The organism is Delftia sp. Lp-1, assembly GCF_020523835.1.
In the GTDB taxonomy this organism is placed as follows: Bacteria; Pseudomonadota; Gammaproteobacteria; order Burkholderiales; family Burkholderiaceae_C; genus Comamonas; species Comamonas acidovorans.
On record NZ_JAJALJ010000001.1, the window covers coordinates 2902422 to 2920810 of the forward strand.

12 protein-coding genes are annotated in these 18389 nt (G+C 69.2%); 2 read left to right on the plus strand and 10 right to left on the minus strand.

The annotated features are described in order from the left end of the window. Positions 1-41: 41 nt before the first annotated feature. A complete protein-coding gene (locus tag LGR64_RS13075; RefSeq protein WP_198820822.1) occupies positions 42-1289 on the plus strand; it encodes an SEL1-like repeat protein in 1248 nt (415 codons plus the stop codon). 20 nt (positions 1290-1309) lie between these two features. On the opposite strand, the gene LGR64_RS13080 is transcribed toward LGR64_RS13075, so the two are convergent. The 4 genes from LGR64_RS13080 to LGR64_RS13095 form a co-directional block, all read right to left on the minus strand. Further along, on the minus strand, positions 1310-2149 hold the full coding sequence (locus tag LGR64_RS13080) for an HDOD domain-containing protein (RefSeq protein ID WP_043820881.1): 840 nt from the start codon (positions 2147-2149) through the stop codon (positions 1310-1312). Positions 2150-2177: 28 nt separating this feature from the next. Next, positions 2178-4538 (minus strand): Tex family protein, encoded by a 2361-nt coding sequence (locus tag LGR64_RS13085; RefSeq protein WP_043820880.1) that lies wholly within the window; start codon positions 4536-4538, stop codon positions 2178-2180. A gap of 179 nt (positions 4539-4717) precedes the next feature. Next, positions 4718-6454 carry a multicopper oxidase family protein gene (locus LGR64_RS13090; protein WP_230355665.1) on the minus strand — a complete coding sequence of 579 codons (1737 nt, stop codon included), beginning with the start codon at positions 6452-6454 and terminating at the stop codon, positions 4718-4720. A 23-nt stretch (positions 6455-6477) separates the two neighbouring features. Further along, a complete protein-coding gene (locus LGR64_RS13095) occupies positions 6478-7605 on the minus strand; it encodes an RCC1 domain-containing protein (RefSeq protein ID WP_230355667.1) in 1128 nt (375 codons plus the stop codon). 279 nt (positions 7606-7884) lie between these two features. Here LGR64_RS13095 and LGR64_RS13100 point away from each other — a divergent pair, with 279 nt between their 5' ends. After that, entirely contained in the window at positions 7885-8997 is a 1113-nt protein-coding gene (locus LGR64_RS13100; protein ID WP_230355669.1) for a DUF72 domain-containing protein, read from the plus strand. On the opposite strand, the gene LGR64_RS13105 is transcribed toward LGR64_RS13100, so the two are convergent. From LGR64_RS13105 to LGR64_RS13130, 6 genes are all read right to left on the minus strand, one after another. Further along, on the minus strand, positions 8982-9311 hold the full coding sequence (locus LGR64_RS13105; protein ID WP_016446802.1) for an antibiotic biosynthesis monooxygenase family protein: 330 nt from the start codon (positions 9309-9311) through the stop codon (positions 8982-8984). The genes LGR64_RS13100 and LGR64_RS13105 overlap by 16 nt on opposite strands. A 50-nt stretch (positions 9312-9361) precedes the next feature. Then, positions 9362-10831 (minus strand): efflux transporter outer membrane subunit, encoded by a 1470-nt coding sequence (locus LGR64_RS13110; RefSeq protein WP_230355671.1) that lies wholly within the window; start codon positions 10829-10831, stop codon positions 9362-9364. Further along, positions 10828-14025 carry an efflux RND transporter permease subunit gene (locus tag LGR64_RS13115; protein WP_230355673.1) on the minus strand — a complete coding sequence of 1066 codons (3198 nt, stop codon included), beginning with the start codon at positions 14023-14025 and terminating at the stop codon, positions 10828-10830. Before LGR64_RS13115 ends, LGR64_RS13110 begins: the two co-directional genes overlap by 4 nt. Positions 14026-14043: 18 nt before the next feature. Next, the gene (locus LGR64_RS13120) at positions 14044-15405 is read right to left on the minus strand and encodes an efflux RND transporter periplasmic adaptor subunit (RefSeq protein WP_099735132.1); all 1362 of its coding nucleotides are present in this window, start codon (positions 15403-15405) and stop codon (positions 14044-14046) included. 166 nt (positions 15406-15571) lie between these two features. Then, positions 15572-16996 carry an MFS transporter gene (locus tag LGR64_RS13125; protein WP_034392786.1) on the minus strand — a complete coding sequence of 475 codons (1425 nt, stop codon included), beginning with the start codon at positions 16994-16996 and terminating at the stop codon, positions 15572-15574. Then, positions 16993-18234, minus strand: a complete 1242-nt coding sequence (locus LGR64_RS13130) for a multidrug effflux MFS transporter (protein WP_141835989.1) — start codon at positions 18232-18234, stop codon at positions 16993-16995. The genes LGR64_RS13125 and LGR64_RS13130 overlap by 4 nt, the downstream gene beginning before the upstream one ends. Positions 18235-18389: the final 155 nt, after the last annotated feature.

Consider the following 18389-nt stretch of genomic DNA (forward strand, 5'->3'; position numbering starts at 1 on the left):
TGACAACCGCCCCGTCCACGAACCCACTGGAGGCACACGCCATGCCGTCCCACGCCCACGAACCGCTGCGCGCCGCCCGCGCGCAGCGGCTCGCAACTGCGCTGCGGTTGTCCGTCAGGCTCGTGCTGGCGGGCCTGCTGGTCCTGCCGCCCGGCGTGACGCCCGCCATGCCGGCGCATGTGCAGGCTGCCGCACGCTTCACGCCGGTGGCCCCCATCCGGGTGGCAACCACTGGCCTGTTCAGCGCACAGCCCGGCACCAGCAATATCTCATCCACCTCCGACACCGCCCAGCAACGGGCCCTGTCCCAACTGCGCAGCCGCGCCGAAGGCAAGGGCGTGAGCCCGGCCACGCAGCGCGAGGCGCAATGGGTCATGGGCCTGCTGGCACTGCATGGCATTGCCATGGCCCAGGACGGGCCACAGGCCAGGACCTGGTTCGAGCGTGCACAGCGCGCCGGCCATCCGCTGGCCAGCGCGGGACTGGCCTGGTGCGCCATGGACGGCTGCGGCCAGCCCCCCGACCCACCGGCCGCCAGGCCCTGGATCGCCCAGTTGGCCAAGACCGACCCGGCCCGTGCGCAATACCTGGAATGGCTGCTGGCACGGCGCCTGGCGCCGCTGTCCACGGCCGAGCCCGTGGGCGAGGCCTTGACCGTGGCAGGCACGCCCGACCAGGAACTGCTGCAGCGCGCGGCACGTTCGGGCAGCCCCGGCGCCCAGCTGGAATGGGGCCTGGCCCTGCTCGCGCAGGACGAGCCCGAGGCCGCCCTGCGCCAGTTCCGCGCGGCGGCGCCACGCTCATCCAGCGCGGCGACCAATGCACAGATGCTGGGCGACCGCATGCGGCCCGCGGGCCAGCTGGTGTCGGCCCAGGGCACGTCTGCCCCGCCCGCGGCGCAGGGGCCGCAACGGCTGCAGCGCACGCCGGAGTTGCGGGGCTCGCCCAGCGAGCAGGACATCCAGGTGCGCCAGCCCGTCACGGCCCAGCAGCAGTGGGAGCAGGCCCAGCGCTATCACCGTGGCGAAGGCGTGCCGGCCAACTACACCGAGGCCCTGCGCCTGTACCAGCAGGCGGCGTCCCACGGCCATGTGGCATCGCGGCGCATGCTGGAGTTGATCTATTCGCGCCCCGCACAGGGCGGCGGTGTGGACATTGGCTGGATGCAGCAGCTGGCACGCATCGACCCCATGACCATGCAGCCCATGGCGCCCATCAGCCCCGCGCCCTACCGGCGCGACCCCACGCCGCTTTTCGACATGGTGCCGGCGCCCTGGCACCGGAACTGACGCTGGCCCTGGGTCCTGCCCTAAAGCAGCACATCCAGGCCCGTGTCGGCCATCCAGTCCACCGGGTCCTGGCGCAGCACCATGTCGATGTCCAGGCCCAGGGCCACCCCCACTTCGCCGGGAAAGCTCACGGCCAGCGCGCGCTCGCCCCATTGCGCCTCGCGCGATCGGGCGCGCCAGGCGGCGATGTGCAGCACGCAGGCCAGGGGATCGAAGCCGGGCTGGGCCAGCGGCGCGTGCAGGTGCTGCAGCGCGTCGGCCAGCAGCGGCGGAAGATTCCAGCGCCGGGCCAGGCCTGCGCTGACATGGCTGTATGCGTAGCCGCACAGCCGCATCTCCAGTTCGGCACGGCGCGGGTCCAGCGGACCGACCAGCTCGGAGATGGTGGCCGCGCGGCCGGGATCGATCATGTGCATGGCCAGCTCGCCCAGCCCGTGCAGCAGGCCTGCCGCATAGGCCGCCGTGGGGCTGGCCTGCACCGTGCCGGCCAGCGCGCGGGCCACGCGTGCGGCATCCACGCTGTAGCGCCAGAAGGCAGGCATGGCCACGCCCGGCACGGCATGCGTGCCCACGCCCAGCGGCATGCCCCGCACGATCTGGCGCAACTGCGCGGGCGCCAGCAGGGCCAGCGCCTCGGGAATGCCGGTGACACGGCCCGCCATGCCGAAGACCGGGCCGTTGGCCTGCGCCAGCAGCCCGGCAGCCAGCGCGGGATCGGCCGCGAACAGCTGGCTCAGCCGGCGCAGGCTGGGCTGCTCGGGCACCAGCTCGCGCAGCAGCAGCGCGACAATGCGCGGCTGCGCCGGCAGGGCCAGCGTCTGGGTCAACAGCGTCTGCAGATCCAGTGCGTGCGCAGCCATCGCGTTTCCTGCCTTGCCCTGCCCGGCCTTACTTGCGGGTCTGCAGCTTGGCGAAGGCCGAGGCCATGGCCGACTGCTGCGCCGGCTCGGGCGCGCGGCGCTGGCCGCCCTGATGGCCCTGGCTGCCCCGGCCTGCGCTCTCGAAGCGGTTGTCACGGGGGCCGTCGCGGCGCGCGGGCGCCGCATCCAGCTTCATGGTCAGGCTGATGCGCTTGCGCGCCACATCGACCTCCAGCACCTTGACCTTGACGATCTGGCCGGTCTTGACGACCTCGCGCGCGTCCTCGATGAACTTGTGGCTCATCTGGCTGACGTGGACGAGGCCGTCCTGGTGCACGCCCAGGTCCACGAAGGCGCCGAACTGGGCCACGTTGCTGACCGTACCCTCCAGCGTCATGCCTTCCTTGAGGTCCTTGATGTCTTCCACGCCGTCATTGAAGCGGGCGACGACGAAGTCCGGGCGCGGATCGCGGCCGGGCTTTTCCAGCTCGCCCAGGATGTCCTTGATGGTGATGGCGCCGAACTGCTCGTTCACGAACTGCTCGGCCTTCAGGCCCTTGAGCACCTCGGAGCGGCCCATGAGCTGGTCCACGCTCTTGCCCGTGGTGGCAATGATGCGTTCGACCACGGGATAGGTTTCCGGGTGCACGCCCGTCATGTCCAGCGGGTTGTCGCCGCCGCGGATACGCAGAAAGCCTGCGGACTGCTCGAAGGTCTTGGCGCCCAGGCCGGCCACGTCCATCAGCTGCTTGCGGCTCTTGAAGGAGCCGTTGGCATCGCGCCAGCGCACCACCGACTTGGCCACGCTGCCCGACAGGCCCGAGACGCGCGACAGCAGCGGCGCCGAGGCCGTGTTCAGGTCCACGCCCACGGAGTTGACGCAGTCCTCGACCACGGCGTCGAGCTGGCGCGCCAGCTCGCTTTGGTTCACGTCGTGCTGGTACTGGCCCACGCCGATGCTCTTGGGGTCGATCTTGACCAGTTCGGCCAGCGGATCCTGCAGGCGGCGCGCAATGCTGGCGGCGCCGCGCAGGCTCACGTCCACATCGGGCATTTCCTGCGAGGCGAACTCGCTGGCGGAATACACGGAAGCGCCAGCCTCGCTGACCACGACCTTCTCGATCTGGCGGTCGGCCTTGCTGGCGATCTTGATCAGGTCGGCCGCCAGCTTGTCCGTCTCGCGGCTGGCCGTGCCGTTGCCGATGGCAATCAGGTTGATCTGGTGCTTTTCGACCAGGCGGGCCAGCACGGCCAGGGAGCCGTCCCAGTCGCGGCGCGGCTCATGCGGGTAGATGGTGGTGGTGTCCACCAGCTTGCCCGTGCTGTCCACCACGGCCACCTTGACACCCGTGCGGATGCCCGGGTCCAGGCCGATGACGGCGCGCTGGCCCGCAGGCGCGGCCAGCAGCAGGTCGCGCAGGTTGTCGCCAAAGACCTTGATGGCCACCTTCTCGGCGTCTTCGCGCAGGCGCGAGAACAGGTCGCGCTCGGTGGACAGGCTCAGCTTGACGCGCCAGGTCCAGGCCACGCACTTGCGGATCAGGTCGTCGCTGGCGCGCTTGGCGTGGCTCCAGCCCAGGTGCAGGGCGATCTTTCCTTCGGCCAGGCTGGGCTGGCCGGGCTCGGGCTCCACGGGAAGAACCAGCTTGGCTTCGAGGATCTCCAGCGCGCGGCCGCGGAACACGGCCAGGGCGCGGTGCGAGGGCACGCGGCCAATCGGTTCGTCGTACTCGAAATAGTCGCGGAACTTGGCGACCTCGGGGTCGTTCTCGTTCTTGGCCTCGATCTTCTTGGAGCGCAGCAGGCCGTCTTCCCACAGCCATTCGCGCAGCTTCTGCACCAGCGCCGGGTCTTCGGCCCAGCGCTCGGACAGGATGTCGCGCACGCCATCGAGCACGGCGAAGGTGGTGGAGAAATCGGGGCCCGGCTTGCCGTCGTCCAGGGTGGTGGCGGGCTTGCAGAAGGCCTCGGCCTCCTTGTGCGGGTCCAGCGTGGGGTCGGCAAACAGCTTGTCGGCCAGCGGCTCGATGCCGAACTCCTTGGCAATCTGGCCCTTGGTGCGGCGCTTTTGCTTGAAGGGCAGGTAGATGTCCTCCAGCTCCTGCTTGGTCGGCGCATTGGCAATGGCCAGGCGCAGCGCATCGGTCAGCTTGCCCTGCTCGTCGATGGCCTTGAGCACCGTGCCCCGGCGGTCTTCCAGCTCGCGCAGATAGCCCAGGCGTTCGTCGAGCTGGCGCAATTGCGCGTCGTCCAGGCCGCCGGTCACTTCCTTGCGGTAGCGGGCGACGAACGGAACCGTGGCTCCGCCATCAAGCAATTCGACCGCAGCACCCACTTGCTGCGGCTTGACATTCAGTTCTGCGGCGATTTGGCCAATGATTTTTTGCATTCGAGAGGCGCCCCGTGGCGTGGAATCCGGAAAGCGGCCAAGTGTGCCACACGCGATTCGGGCCGGGCCGCTCACGGCCCGCCCGCAAATGCAAGCATTTCTTGCAGGCCAATGAATTCAAGGGCTTGCAGCATGAAGCTGGAAGGGCGCGGAAATGGCCGATCGGACAAGCCCGGCGTTCAGGGCCGCACATCCACGATCTGCATCATTCCCAGGTCCTCATGGTCCAGCGCATGGCAATGCCAGACGAACTTGCCGTGGAAATCCGCGAACCGCATGCGAAAGGTGATGCTGCCCTTGGTGACCCCCGCCGCCCCGCTGCTGCCCGTGCCCGGCGGCACGGGCAGGGTGTCGGCCCAGAACGGCGTCACCGGCGCGCCGTTGACCCTGACCACATAGCAATCGTTGACGTGGATGTGAAAGGGATGCGGGTAGCCGTTGTAGTTGTAGACCGTCCACTCCTCCACCGCATTGAAGGGCACGGTCTGCACAGGCGTGAGGCTGGAATGGATGGGCGACATGCCCAGCGGCATGGCCTCGGTGCCCACCGCAAACACCGATCGGTTGCCGCCCACCTTCAGCACCCAGCTCTCGCCGGCCGGCATGGGCGCCAGGGCCGGGTCGCGCACGCCCTTGTCCTCGTCGTCGGCCAGCACGGCTAGGCGCAGGACGCGCTGCACGCCACCATGGCTGGCCAGTTCGGCATCGGTGATGGGCGTGTAGTCGCCGGGCCGGCGCAGCAGGGCCGGGTCGGGCACGCGGGCCTGCACGGGCTCGCCCTGCACCACCACCCGGGCCAGCACCTCCTCGAAGGGCTCGTTGCCGCTTGGCCGGTGAAAGGACGGGCACGCGGCCGCGCGCAGGAAATACTCGCCCGGCGCCATCGATGCCTGCACCACCATGGACAGGCGCCCGCCCGGGTAGATGTAGTTGCCGGGCCAGTCGCGCATGTCCAGCGGCTGCTCGGCCGTCTGCCGGCTCAGCGGCCGGTAGATGCCCCCGTAATGGTTGCCGTCGCGGCCATAGACATTCATCACATGCCCGTCGAGCACAGGATGCAGCGGGTAGAACGATGAAGGATTGACGATGTGCCAATGCTGCACCTCGCCGGGCCGCATCACGATGGTGGGCTGGTAGGCGCCATTGAGCAAAAAGGCGCCGGCCGGATTCTGCAACGAGTCTTCCAGCGTATCGGTGCGGCCCTTGGCGTTGACGGTGAGCTTGTGGGCGAACAGCACGCGCTCGCGCATGTTCACGCTGGCACGGAACGGGTCCTGCGCATCGGCCACGATGATGGCGCCGAACATGCCGCTGGAGACCTGGGCATTGGTGGCGCCGTGCAGATGCGGGTGGTACCAGTAGATGCCGCAACTGTGGTCGTCGGGCAGATGGATCTCGTGGTAGCGCGTGGCGCCGGGCGCGATGCCGGCATCCGGCCCGTCCACCACGTAGTCGCCAAACACGCCGGGCCGTATCTCGCGCGGGTCCACGTGCAGGCCGTGGAAATGCATGTTGGTGCTGTTCTGGTGGTTGAGCAGCGCCCAGTCCGAGCCCTGGGGCGAGGCCGGCAGCTGGTTGTGCACCCACATCTTCAGCGTGTCGCCGGGGCGCAGCCACAGCGTGGGCGCCGTGTATCGCCCATTGAAGCTGCGCAGCTCCAGACGCCGCCCGGGCTGCCGATCGGCCGGATAGCGGGCCCAGCGCGCAATGTCGCTGTCCGGCAGGTCCATGTCCATGGACGCATAGCCCACGTTCAGGTGCAGCTCCAGCACGCCGTTGACGGAGCGCAGCGCCTGCGGCTCGGGCAGATCGTCGCGCGGACCGCCTCCACCGCCGCAGCCGGGCAGCACGGCGCCCGCCGTCAGCAAGGCGCCCCATTGCAGCAGCGCCCTGCGGTTCAGGCCCGGGGCTGGCATTGACTGTTCCTGTTGCAGGTGCTTCACAGGGCCTCCTTTGCCGTGCCGGCGAATGCGTTGGTTTCGGTCAGGTCATTGAGGGCGTGCAAGGCCAGCGCATGGGGGCGGGACTGGGCCTGGGCCCCGTCCTCGCCCTGGCAGGCGCCATGGCGGTTGTCGCCCCAGGCCCAGCAGCGACCGCCGCGCTCCAGGGCCAGCACATGCGTGCCGCCCACGCTGATCTGCTGCACCGCCTCCAGGCCGGGCACGGTGCGAAAGCCCGCGCGGGGTGCCGCATCGCCCTGGCCCAACTGGCCCAGGCCATTCCAGCCCCAGGCCAGCACCTGCCCGCCCTGCGTGGTCGCCGCCGAAAAATGCAGGCCCGCCGCCAGACTGCTGAGGCGCTCAGGCACGGCAATGCGCACGGGGCCGGGACTGTAGGCCGCCTGCAGCCCCTGGTCCAGCTGGCCCTGGTGGTTGGAGCCCCAGCCCCACAGCCGCCCCTTCTCATCGAGCGCCAGGCTGTGCGTGGCCCCCGCCGCCACCGCCACCACGGCCGCAGCGCCCTGCGGCAGCACCACGCGCTGCGCACGGCTGCGCTGCACCAGATCGCCCTGCCCCAGTTGGCCCGCAGCATTGGCGCCCCAGGACCAGACCTGACCCCTGGCATCCAGCGCCAGCACATGGCCCATGCCCACGGACACGCTGCGCACGGAGGGCAGGCCCTGCACGCGCTGCGCACCGGGCATGGCATCCGACCATCCCCAGAGTGCGCCTTCGCGGTCCTGCACATAGGCCTGCTGCTCACCCGCCCAGATGCGCCGCACCCCGGCATCCTGCCGGCCCAAGGCCAAAGGCCTGGGCACGGCGCCCGCGGCATCGCGGACCTGGGGCGCAACGGCATAGGCATGGCCATCCGCCCAGGCCAGCAGCGAATGGCCCGCGTCCACCAGCCCCTCCCAACGCGTGCCACGGGGGCTCAGGCGCTGGGGCACGGGCTGGGAAAAGCTGCGGTGGCCGATGCGCGTGGCATCGGGCGCACAGACCTCGGCAGCATCCACGCCTTCGGGCAGGGTGCGCAACACCTCCAGATTGCCCCAGGCGAATACGCCCTCCGATGTGATGAGCACGGACCGCTGCGGGCCCGCCACTACCTGTTCTATGGTCAGCATCACCCTCTCCTTTGCGTGTTTTGCGTGTTTCGCGTGTCTTGGGGCACCCCGACACGGCGGTACAGCTGCCCGTGAGGTGTCAGTGCGGATTGTTCAAAGGAAGCGGGTGGGTGGCAATCACTGAAAACTGTGATTCCTCAAGAGCGCCTTAGGCTCCGTCAATCGATCCCGCCCCAGGCCTGCAGGCACATCGCCAGTGCGGCCGGGGCCTGCGTGGCCTGAGTGCCTACGCGGGCTGCGCTGGCGCAGCGGCATCATGGACAATCCATGCTCCAGCCCATGCAAGACGATCTGTTTGGCGCGCCGCCCTCACCGCCGCCTTCCCCACCCTCTTTAGCCCCGGTCCCGCCTGCCGCCAGCGCGGCGCCTGGCGGCCGCAAGCCGGCATCCCGCAAGGCCGTCGGCGCCGTGCAGCTGGCGCCCCAGGCCCTGCAGTGGCAGGCGCTGGCGGACCAGCTTCCGCAGGGCTTGCGCATGGGGGTCTCCACCTGGTCCTACCCGGGCTGGGAAGGTTTGATCTGGGATGGCGCCTATGACAAAAGCGTGCTCGCCAAGAAGGGACTGGAGGCCTATGGCCGGCATCCGCTGATGCGAACGGTCTGCGTGGACCGCAGCTTCTGGAGGCCGTTGACGGCCAGCCAGTACCTGGCCTTCGCGGGCCAGGTGCCGGCCGATTTCCGCTTCGTGGTCAAGTGCCCTTCGGTGGTCACCGATGCGCAGGTCCGCGACGAGGATGGCAAGGGCATGTCGCTGAACCCCGTGTTCCTTCAACCCGATCTGGCCGTGACCAGCTTCGTCGAGCCCACGCTCGAAGGGCTGGGCGAGCAGCTGGGCGTGCTGGTGTTCCAGCTCAGTCCCATGACCTGGGGCCTGCTGAGCCGCCCCACCGAACTGCTGGCGCGGCTGCAGGCCATGCTGGACGCGGTGCGAGCGGCGCTGGCCGCCCATCCGCTGGGCGCACAGATCATCGTGGCGGTGGAGGTGCGCGACCCGGAGCTTTTGACGCCCGAGCTGGCGGACACGCTGCGCGCTGCGGGCGCCACCTTCTGCCTGGGGCTGCACGGCAAGATGCCGCCCATCGAAGAGCAATTGGTTTTTCTGCGGCGGCTGTGGCCCAGCCCCCTGGTCTGCCGCTGGAACCTGAACCGCGAGTTCGGGGCCTACGGCTACCCCGATGCCCAAACCAAGCACGATCCCTTTGACGAGATCCGCACGCCCGATGTGCACACGCGCGCCATCCTCGCCAAGACCATCGATGGCATCACCAGCCGCGGGCTGCCCGCCTTTGTGACGGTGAGCAACGATGCCGAAGGCTGCGCGCCGCGCTCCATTGCGCTGCTGGCCGAGGCCGTGGTGCAAGCGCAGGCGACCCGGATTCAGCGCTTGCCGTAGGCGCGCTCCACGCGGGCCACGCGCAATTCATAGTGCTCGTACCAGGCGTCCTTGCCCAGTTGCTGGGCGACCAGATGTTCGGCATCCTGCTTCCAGCGCGCGATGGATTCGGCCGTGGACCAGTACGACACGGTGATGCCGAAACCGTCCTCGCCGCGCGTGCTTTCCGCGCCCAGGAAGCCTTGCTGCTGCGCGGCCAGGTCCACCATGCGCTGGGCCATGAGGCCGTAGCCATCATCGTCGTCCGGCGTCCTGCGCGACGAGAAGATGACGGCGTAGTAAGGCGGCTCGGGGGTGTTGGCAAAGGGGCTCATCGTGGTCGGGGCGGCATGTTCTGCGGGACCGCGCAATACACCGCCCGCGCTCAGGAATTCGCCGGTGCCGAGGCGGACGATGCCTGCACCTGCTCGCCGCCCAGCACCTTCCACAGCGTGACGCGGTTGAGCTGCTCGGACAGGCGCAGTCCGATCAGGGTCTGCTGGGCCGTGTAGAGGCTGCGCTGCGCATCCAGCACGGTCAGGTAGTTGTCCACGCCGGCCTTGAAGCGGGCCTCCGACAGGTCGAAGGCCTTTTGCGTGGCGGCGACCATGCTGGTCTGGGCGGCCAGGCGCTCGTCCCACTGCGCGCGGTCGGCCAGCACGTCGGCGGTTTCGCGGAAGGCCGTCTGCACGGCCTTCTCGTACTGGGCGATGGCGATGCGCTGGTTGGCCTCGGCCACCTGCACGCCCGCACGGTTGCGGCCACCGTCGAAGATGGGCAGGCGCACCAGGGGGATGAAGCTCCAGGTGCTGCTGCTGCCGCCAAAGAGACCATCGAGTTCGCGGCTGCCCGAGCCCACGCTGGCCGTGAGGCTGATGGTGGGGAACATGGCAGCGCGTGCGGCGCCGATGTTGGCTTCCATGGCGCGCAGGTTGTTCTCGGCGGCCTGGATGTCGGGGCGCACCAGCAGCACGCTGGAGGGCAAAGGCGCCGGCACGGGCTGCAGCGCGGCCGCGGGCCGGGCATCGGCGCGCAGTGTGGCGGCGCCGGGCAGCAGGGCATCGGGCAGCGGGCCGCCCACCAGCAACTGCAGGGCGTTGCGGTCACGCTCCACCTGGGAGGTGAAGCTGGCCACGTCGCCGCGCGCCGTGTCCACCGTGGTCTGGTTCTGGGCCAGCACCAGGCCCGATGTGGAGCCAATCTCGTGCATGCGCCGCGTCAGCTCGTAGGCCTTCTCGCGGCTGGCCAGGGTGTCGCGCGCCAGCTGCAGGCGGGCCTGGTCGGCCGCCAGCGTGAGCCAGGCGTTGGCCACATCGGCCACCAGGCCGATCTGCACATTGCGCCGGTTCTGCTCGCTTTGCAGGAACTGCTGCAGCGCCGCCTCGCTGAGGTTGCGCACGCGGCCCCACAGGTCGATCTCATAGCTGGCAAAGCCCAGCTGGGCCGTGTACTGGGTGCTGACCGAGGCCGCCTGGGTGGCGCTGGTCATGCCGGCGGCCGTGCGCGCACGGCTGGCCTGGGCCTGGGCGTTGACGCTGGGCAGCAGGTCGGCGCGCGTGATGCCGTACTGGGCACGCGCGCGTTCAATGCTTTCCACGGCCACGCGCAGGTCGCGGTTGTTGGCCAGGGCCAGCGCAATGACCTCGCGCAGCTGCTGGGACTGCACCCAGCCCAGCGCGGCGGCAGCCTGCAGGCTGGCCTCGTCGGCCTGGGCCGGCGTTGCGGCCGTGCTGCCGACAGTGTCGGGCACGGGCATGTCGGGCGTGCGGTGCTGCGGCGCGAGGTTGCAGCCGGTCAGCAGCGCCGCCAGCGCCGCCGCTGCGGCCAGTGCGGAGACATTCGTTGGGCGCCTCATGCTGCGCTCTCCTTTGCGGTATGCGGTGAATCAGGTGATCCGGCAGTCGGCTGGGCCGCGTCGTCCTCGGTGCGCGAGTGGCTCTTGAACCAGCTGCGGATCAGCAGGAAGAACACGGGCACCAGGAAGATGCCCAGCACCGTGGACGCCAGCATGCCGCCGAGCACGGCCGTGCCGATGGCATTGCGCCCACCCGCGCCGGCACCCGTGCCGATGGCCAGCGGAATGACGCCGAAGCCGAAGGCCAGCGAGGTCATCAAGATGGGACGCAGGCGCAGGCGCACGGCCGAGACCACGGCGTCGAAGATGCTCTTGCCCTGCTCCTGCAGCTGCACGGCAAATTCAACGATCAGGATGGCGTTCTTGGACGCCAGGCCCACCGTGGTCAGCAGGCCCACCTGGAAGTACACGTCGTTGGTCAGCCCGCGCGTGTAGGTGGCGGCCAGCGCGCCCACCACGCCCAGCGGCACGGCCAGCATCACCGACAGCGGCACGGTCCAGCTCTCGTACAGCGCCGCCAGGCACAGGAACACGAAGAGGATGGAGATGGCGTACAGCAGCGGCGCCTGGGCGCCGGACTGGCGCTCCTGCAGCGAGGCGCCGGTCCACTCGTAGCCTATGCCGGCCGGCAGGGTGCGCAGGATGTCCTCCACGATCTGCATGGCCGTGCCCGAGCTGACGCCCGGCGCGGCGCGGCCTTCCATTTCATAGGCCGGGTTGCCGTTGTAGCGCATGAGCTGGGGCGAACCGTAGGCCCAGTAGCTGCTGGAGAACGAACTGAACGGCACCATCTCGCCCTTGGCGTTGCGCACCGTCCATTTGGCGATGTCCTGGGGCAGCATGCGGTGCGGCGCATCGCCCTGGATGTAGACGCGCTTGACGCGCTCGTTGTTCAGGAAGTCGTTGACATAGGTGCCGCCCATGGCGCTGGACAGCACGCTGTTGATGTCGGTGTACGACAGGCCCAGTGCGGCGGCCTTGCGGTCGTCGATGTCCAGGCGCAGCTCGCTGGCGTCTTCCAGGTTGGTCATGCGCAGATTGGTCAGCTCGGGGCGCTTGCGGGCCTCGGTCAGGAATTTCTCCTTGGCCTCCAGCAGCGCCTGGTGGCCCAGGCCGTTCATGTCCTTGATCATGAAGTTGAAGCCCGAGCTGGAGCCCAGGCCGCGCACGGCCGGCGGCAGCATGACCAGCACGCGCGCATCGCGGATGGAGGACAGGTCCCTGGTCGCGCGGTGCGCGATCTCGGAGGCCGACTGGCCGGGCAGCGGCCGCTCCTCCCAGGTCTTCAGGCGCACGAAGGCGCGTGCCGAGGCCTGGTCGCCGTTCAGGCCCGAGACCTGGTAGAAGCTCACCACGTCGGGCTGCTTGGCAAAGTAGTCGCGCACCTCGTCGAGCACGCCCTGCAGCCGCGTATCGGCCGCGCCCGAAGGCAGGTTGATGTTCACGAAGACGAAGCCCTGGTCCTCGTCCGGCAGGAAGGAAGTGGGCAGGCGCGCCATCAGCAGCCAGACCACGCCGCAGACAGCCAGGAAGATCAGCATCATGCGCTTGGCGCGGCGCAGCGAGTAGGCCACCGTGCCCTGGTAGCGCGCAGCCGTGGCGTCGAAATGGTGGTTGAACCAGCGGAAGAATCGGTCGTTCACCCCCAGGATGCCGCTGCGGATGGGGCGGTCATGCCCGGCCCCGCCCGCTGCGGGCGGCTTGAGCAGCGTGGCGCACAGCGCAGGCGTGAGCGTCAGCGCCACGAACACCGACAGCGCCATGGCCGCGACGATGGTGATGGAGAACTGCCGGTAGATCACGCCCGTGGAGCCGCCGAAGAAGGCCATGGGCACGAACACGGCCGACAGCGTCACGCCGATGCCCACCAGGGCCGGCGTGATCTCGCGCATGGACTGGCGCGTGGCCTGCTTGGGCGACATGCCCGTCTCGTGCATCACGCGCTCGACGTTCTCCACCACGACGATGGCATCGTCCACCAGCAGGCCGATGGCCAGCACCATGGCGAACATGGTCAGCGTATTGATCGAGTACCCGGCCAGCGACAGCACGCCGAAGGTGCCCAGCAGCACCACGGGCACGGCGATGGCGGGGATCATCGTGGCGCGGAAGTTCTGCAGGAAGATGAACATCACGATGACCACGAGGATCATGGCCTCGCCCAGCGCGCTGACCACTTCCTTGATGGAGGCGCGCACGAAGGGCGTGGAGTCCGAGCTGACGAAGTAGTCGATCTCGTTGGGGAAGAACGGCTTGAGCTCGGCCAGCTTGGCGGCGATGGTGTCGGCCACGTTCATGGCGTTGGCGCCATCGGCCAGCACGATGCCCATGCCCGCGCCCGGCAGGCCGTTGAGCTTGGCCTTGATGGTCAGGTTGTCGGCGCCCAGCTCCACACGGGCCACGTCCTTCATGAGCACCACCGAGCCGTCCACGGACGACTTCAGGACGATGTCCTCGAACTGCTCCACCGTCTTGAGCTTGGTGCGCGCCGTGATGGTGGCGTTCAGTTGCTGGTCCGCCACGGCGGGCAGCGCGCCCAGCTGGCCGGCCGAGACCTGGGCGTTCTGCGAGTTCAGCGCACTGACCAGGTCCGACGGCATCAGCGCGTACTTCTCCATCTTGGCCGGGTCCATCCAGATGCGCATCGCATAGTTGGTACCGAAGACGTTGACATCGCCCACGCCGTCGAGGCGGCCGATCACATCGACCAGGTTGCTGGTCAGGTAGTCGCCGATGTCGACCGCGGTCATGGCCGGGTCCTTGGAGAAGAAGCTGTAGGTGACCAGGAAGTCCTGGCCGCCCTTGTTCACGAACACACCCCGGCTCTTGACCGCATCGGGCAGGCGGTTCACGGCGGACTGCAGCTTGTTTTGCACCTGCACCTGGGCCACGTCGATGTTGGTGCCCGGCGCAAAGGTCAGCGTGGTGCGAGCACGGCCCGAGGCGTCGGACGTGGAGCTCATGTAGAGCATGTTGTCGATGCCCTTGAGCTGCTGCTCGATGATCTGGGTCACCGAGTTCTCGACCGTCTCGGCCGAGGCGCCCGTGTACTGCGCACCGATGGTCACGCGCGGCGGCGCGATGTCGGGGTATTGCTCCAGCGGCAGCGTGAAGATGGACAGCGCGCCGCCCAGCATGATGACGATGGCGATGACCCACGCGAAGATGGGCCGGTTGATGAAGAACTGAGCCATGTGACGGGTTCCTGCGGCTTAGCCGGCGGCCGGAGCAGGAGCCGCTGCCGGTGCCGGTGCTGGAGCAGGCGCCTTGTCCGCCGCGCCAGGTGCTGCCGGCCCGTCGGCCGGCTTGCCCTTGCGGGCCTGGGCCTTGGCACGCAGGTCCACCTCCACGGCGCGCACCTTGTCGCCGGGCTTGATGCGCTGGAAGCCATCGACCACCACGCGTTCGCCGGCCGACAGGCCGTCCTGCAACAGCCACATATTGCCCACGGCGCGGTCGATGTTCACGGGCCGGCGCTCGATCACGTCGTCGGCCTTGGCCACCAGCACGCTGGCCTTGCCGGTCAGGTCGCGCGTCACCGACTGCTGGGGCACCAGCAGCGCCTCGGGCGCCAGGCCCGTGGGCAGCAGCGCCTGCACATACATGCCCGGCATGAGAACGCCCTGCGGGTTGGGCACCACGGCGCGCAGCGTCACGCTGCCCGTGGTGGCATTGACGATCACGCCGGCAAACTGCAGCTTGCCCTGGTGGCTGTAGTCCGTGCCATCGTCCAGGCGGATGCGCACGGCCACCTTGTCGCCCTCCACCTTCTGGAAGCGCCCGGCATCCCAGTCGCGCTTGAGCTGCAGCAGCTCGCTGGTGGACTGAGTGAAGTCCACATACATGGGGTCCAGCTGAACGATGGAGGTCAGCGCCTCGGTCTGGTTGGCCGTCACCAGCGCGCCCGGCGTCACGGTGGACAGGCTGATGCGCCCGCTGATGGGCGCCTCGATGCGGCTGTACTTGAGGTTGATGCGCGCGGTCTCCAGATTGGCCTTGGCCACGGCCACGTCAGAGCGCGACTGGGCAGCAGCGGCCTGGCTTTCCTCGAAGGCCTGCTGGCTGATGGCATCGATCTTGACCAGCTCGGCATTGCGCCGCGCCGTGGCCTCCAGCGTGCGGGCGCTGGCCTCGGACTTGGCCACGGCCGCCTGGGCGCTGGCCTCGGTGGCGCGCAGCGAGGCCGCGTCGATCTGGTAGAGCTGCTGGCCCTGGCGCACCAGGGCGCCCTCGGTGAACAAACGCTTTTGCACGATGCCCGATACCTGGGGCCGCACCTCGGCGGTCAGCGAGGCGCGCGTGCGGCCCGGCAGCGTGGCGTCCAGCTGCTGGCTCTGCTTTTGCAGCGTGACCACGCCCACCTCGGTCGCGGCCTTGGCCGTGGCGGCAGGTGCGGCATCCTTCTTGGAGCAGGCCGCAAGGCTTGCGGCCAGCGCCAGTGCGCACAGCACGGCGGTGCCGATGCGCCGGCCGCCGGCCGGCGAGGCGGAAGCTTGTACGTGCCCTGCGCCGGGCTGGGAATCGGAAGGCGCCGCAAGGCGCGGGCTCGGCGAAAAGGGCACGTCAGAAATCATGGGAGCAGCGAAGTCGTTGGGGGCATCGCACGATTGTGCAGTGCCCATATTTCTTGTTTGTAAAGCGGATGGCATGCCACCGAAATCTCCTGGCAAGTCCATCCAGGATGATGCATGTGTCGGAGCGCGCCGACACATGCAAGTTCAATGCCATTTAGGGGCCTGTTCAGTGCTTAGGCACGGGTGCCGTGCGCACGCGCAGCAGGCTGAACACGCCCGCCATGGCCGCAAAGCAGCCCGCCACGGCCAGGGCCACGATTTCGGCATGGCCACCATGCCCGCCTGCGAAGGTGAAGATGGTGGCCAGCACCACGGCGCCCAGGGTCTGCCCCGTGAGCCGCGCCGAACTCAGCATGCCGCCGGCCGCGCCGCTGCGCGCCAGAGGCGCCGTGGTCACGATGGTGTGGTTGTTGGGCGACTGGTACAGCGCAAAGCCGCTGCCCGCCAGCAGCATGCGCCAGACCATGTCCACGGTCGAAGGCGCATCGGGCATGGCCGCCAGCGCCCACAGCCCGCAGGCGAACATGGCCATGCCGATGCCGCCCAGCAGCCCGTCCGCATAGCGGCCGATGAGCCGGCCCGCGATGGGCGCCGTCAGCACCGTGGCCAGCGGCCAGGCCGTGATCAGCAGCCCGGCCTCGATGGGCGACATGCCGTGCGACTCCAGCAGCAGGAACGGCAGCGCCAGGTAGGCCAGCATCTGCGCGCAAAAGGCACTGACCGATCCGCACATGGACAGCGCAAACACCGGAATGCGCAGCAGGTCCACCGGCAGCAGCGGCGCGGGCAGGCGCCACTGGCGGCGCACATACCAGGCGCCCACCAGCAGGCCCGCGCCCAGCAGCCACCAGCCCGAAGGCAGGGAAGAATCGGCACCGCCGGCGCGCACGCCCAGCTGCTCGCCGCCCAGGAAGATCAGGCTGAACATGAGGATGTTGAGCAGCACATCCAGCGGCGACAGCCTTGCCCCTGCATGGCCGGCCACGGCATTGGCAGGCAGCGCGCGGCGCCCCAGCCACAGCGTAAACAGGCCCAGCGGCAGATTGGCCGCAAACAGCCAGGGCCAGCTGGCCACCGACAGAATCGCCGCCGCCACCGAGGGCCCGGCCATGGATGCCGTGGCCACCACCAGCGAATTCACGGCCATGCCCCGCCCCAGCAGGGCACGCGGATAGATCAGCCGCACCAGGGCGGCGTTGACGCTCATCACGCCCGCAGCACCCAGGCCCTGCAGCGCCCGCGCCGCCACCAGCGTGGGCAGCGACGTGGCCAGCATGGCCGCCAGCGAGGCCACGGAAAACACCAGCATGCCCACCAGATACACGCGGCGGTAGCCCAGGCGTTCGCCCAGGGCCGCCAGCGGCAGCAGCAGCACCAGGCTGGCCAGCTGGTAGGAATTGACCACCCACAGCGTATGGGCCGAACTGGCCTGCAGCTCGCGCGCCATGGCCGGCAGTGCCAGATTGACCAGGGTGCTGTCCAGCACCGACAGCGTCAGCCCCAGGATGATGACCAGCATCGCCTGGCCGCGGGGGCCTGACGGAAGTCCATCGTGGACAGGCGCAGCCTCTGCCGCGGGTGCCAGGCTCATGAATGGTCCTTTGCGCCCACGCGATGGGCACGCGCACCGCCCAGCGTGATCCAGGCCAGGGCCACACCGATCAGCGCGCCCGTGGCCATGCCCACCACCATGGGCAGGGGCTTGCCCGTGGAGAACAGGCCCACGATCTGCATGGCCGCGGCGCCCGACAGCATCTGCAGCGTACCCAGCAGCGCCGAGGCCGTGCCGGCAATGGCGCCGTGCTCCTCCAGCGCCAGCACCGAGGTCGTCGGAATCACCAGCCCCATCAGCGCGCTGGCCACGAAGTACAGGCCGATCAGCACGGCCAGCCGCTCACCGCCCAGCAGGTAGTACGACAGCAGCGACAGCATCACCAGGCCCGAGCCGGTGGCCGCCACCTTGACCACGCGCACCAGCCCGAAGCGCTGGCCCAGCCAGCCCGTGAACTGCGCCGCGCCGATGAAGGCGATGGCGTTCAACCCGAAGGCCAGGCTGTACTGGGTGGAGCTCAGTCCGTAGTAATTGATCAGCACAAAGGGGGAGCCAGCCAGGTAGACGAAAAAGCCCGCCATGGCGCAGCCGCCGATGAAGACCAGGCCCAGGTAATGCCAGTCGCGCAGCAGCACGCCGTAGGCGCGCAGTGCGCCGGCCACGCTGCTGTCCAGCCGCGCGGCGGCCCCGCGCGTTTCCTTCAGGCCCATGAACACGGCCACCAGGCCGATCACGGCCGCCACGGCCACGGCCCAGAACACGCCGCGCCAGCTGCTGACAGCGATCACGCCGCTGCCGGCCAGCGGCGCCAGGATGGGAGAGACGCTGAACACCAGCATCAGCAGCGACATCATGCGGGCCGCCGCGTGGCCGGTGTGCAGGTCGCGCACCACGGCGCGCGGCACGGCCATGCCGGCGGCCGCGCCCAGGCCCTGGATGAAGCGCAGCACCACCAGCGTCTCGATGCTGGTGGCCATGGCGCAGCCCACGCTGGCCAGCGCGAACACGGTCAGGCCGAAGTACAGCGGCGGCTTGCGCCCCACCATGTCCGAGACCGGCCCGTACAGCAGCTGGCCCACGCCCAGCGAGAGGAAGAAGGCCGTCAGGCTGGCCTGCACCGCGCCCACCTGGGCACCCAGGCTGCTGCCGATCTGGGGCAGCGCGGGCAGGTACATGTCGATGGCAAACGGACCGATGGCCGAGAGCAGGCCCAGGATCAGCACCAGGCGCAGCGTGTGGGAATCAGGGGAAGCGGGAGAAGAAGAGGGAGAAGACATAGACGCGCCATTGTGGCGGCAAGCGCTGAGGGCTGCAGGGCGGTGCTCACATTTCCTGGTCAGGCAGGCCGGCGTGCGCGGCGCTGGCGGCTTGCCGTGGCACAAGTTTGCGGGGCTGCAACCCTGTTACGCTCGGATACGAGATTGCCACCACA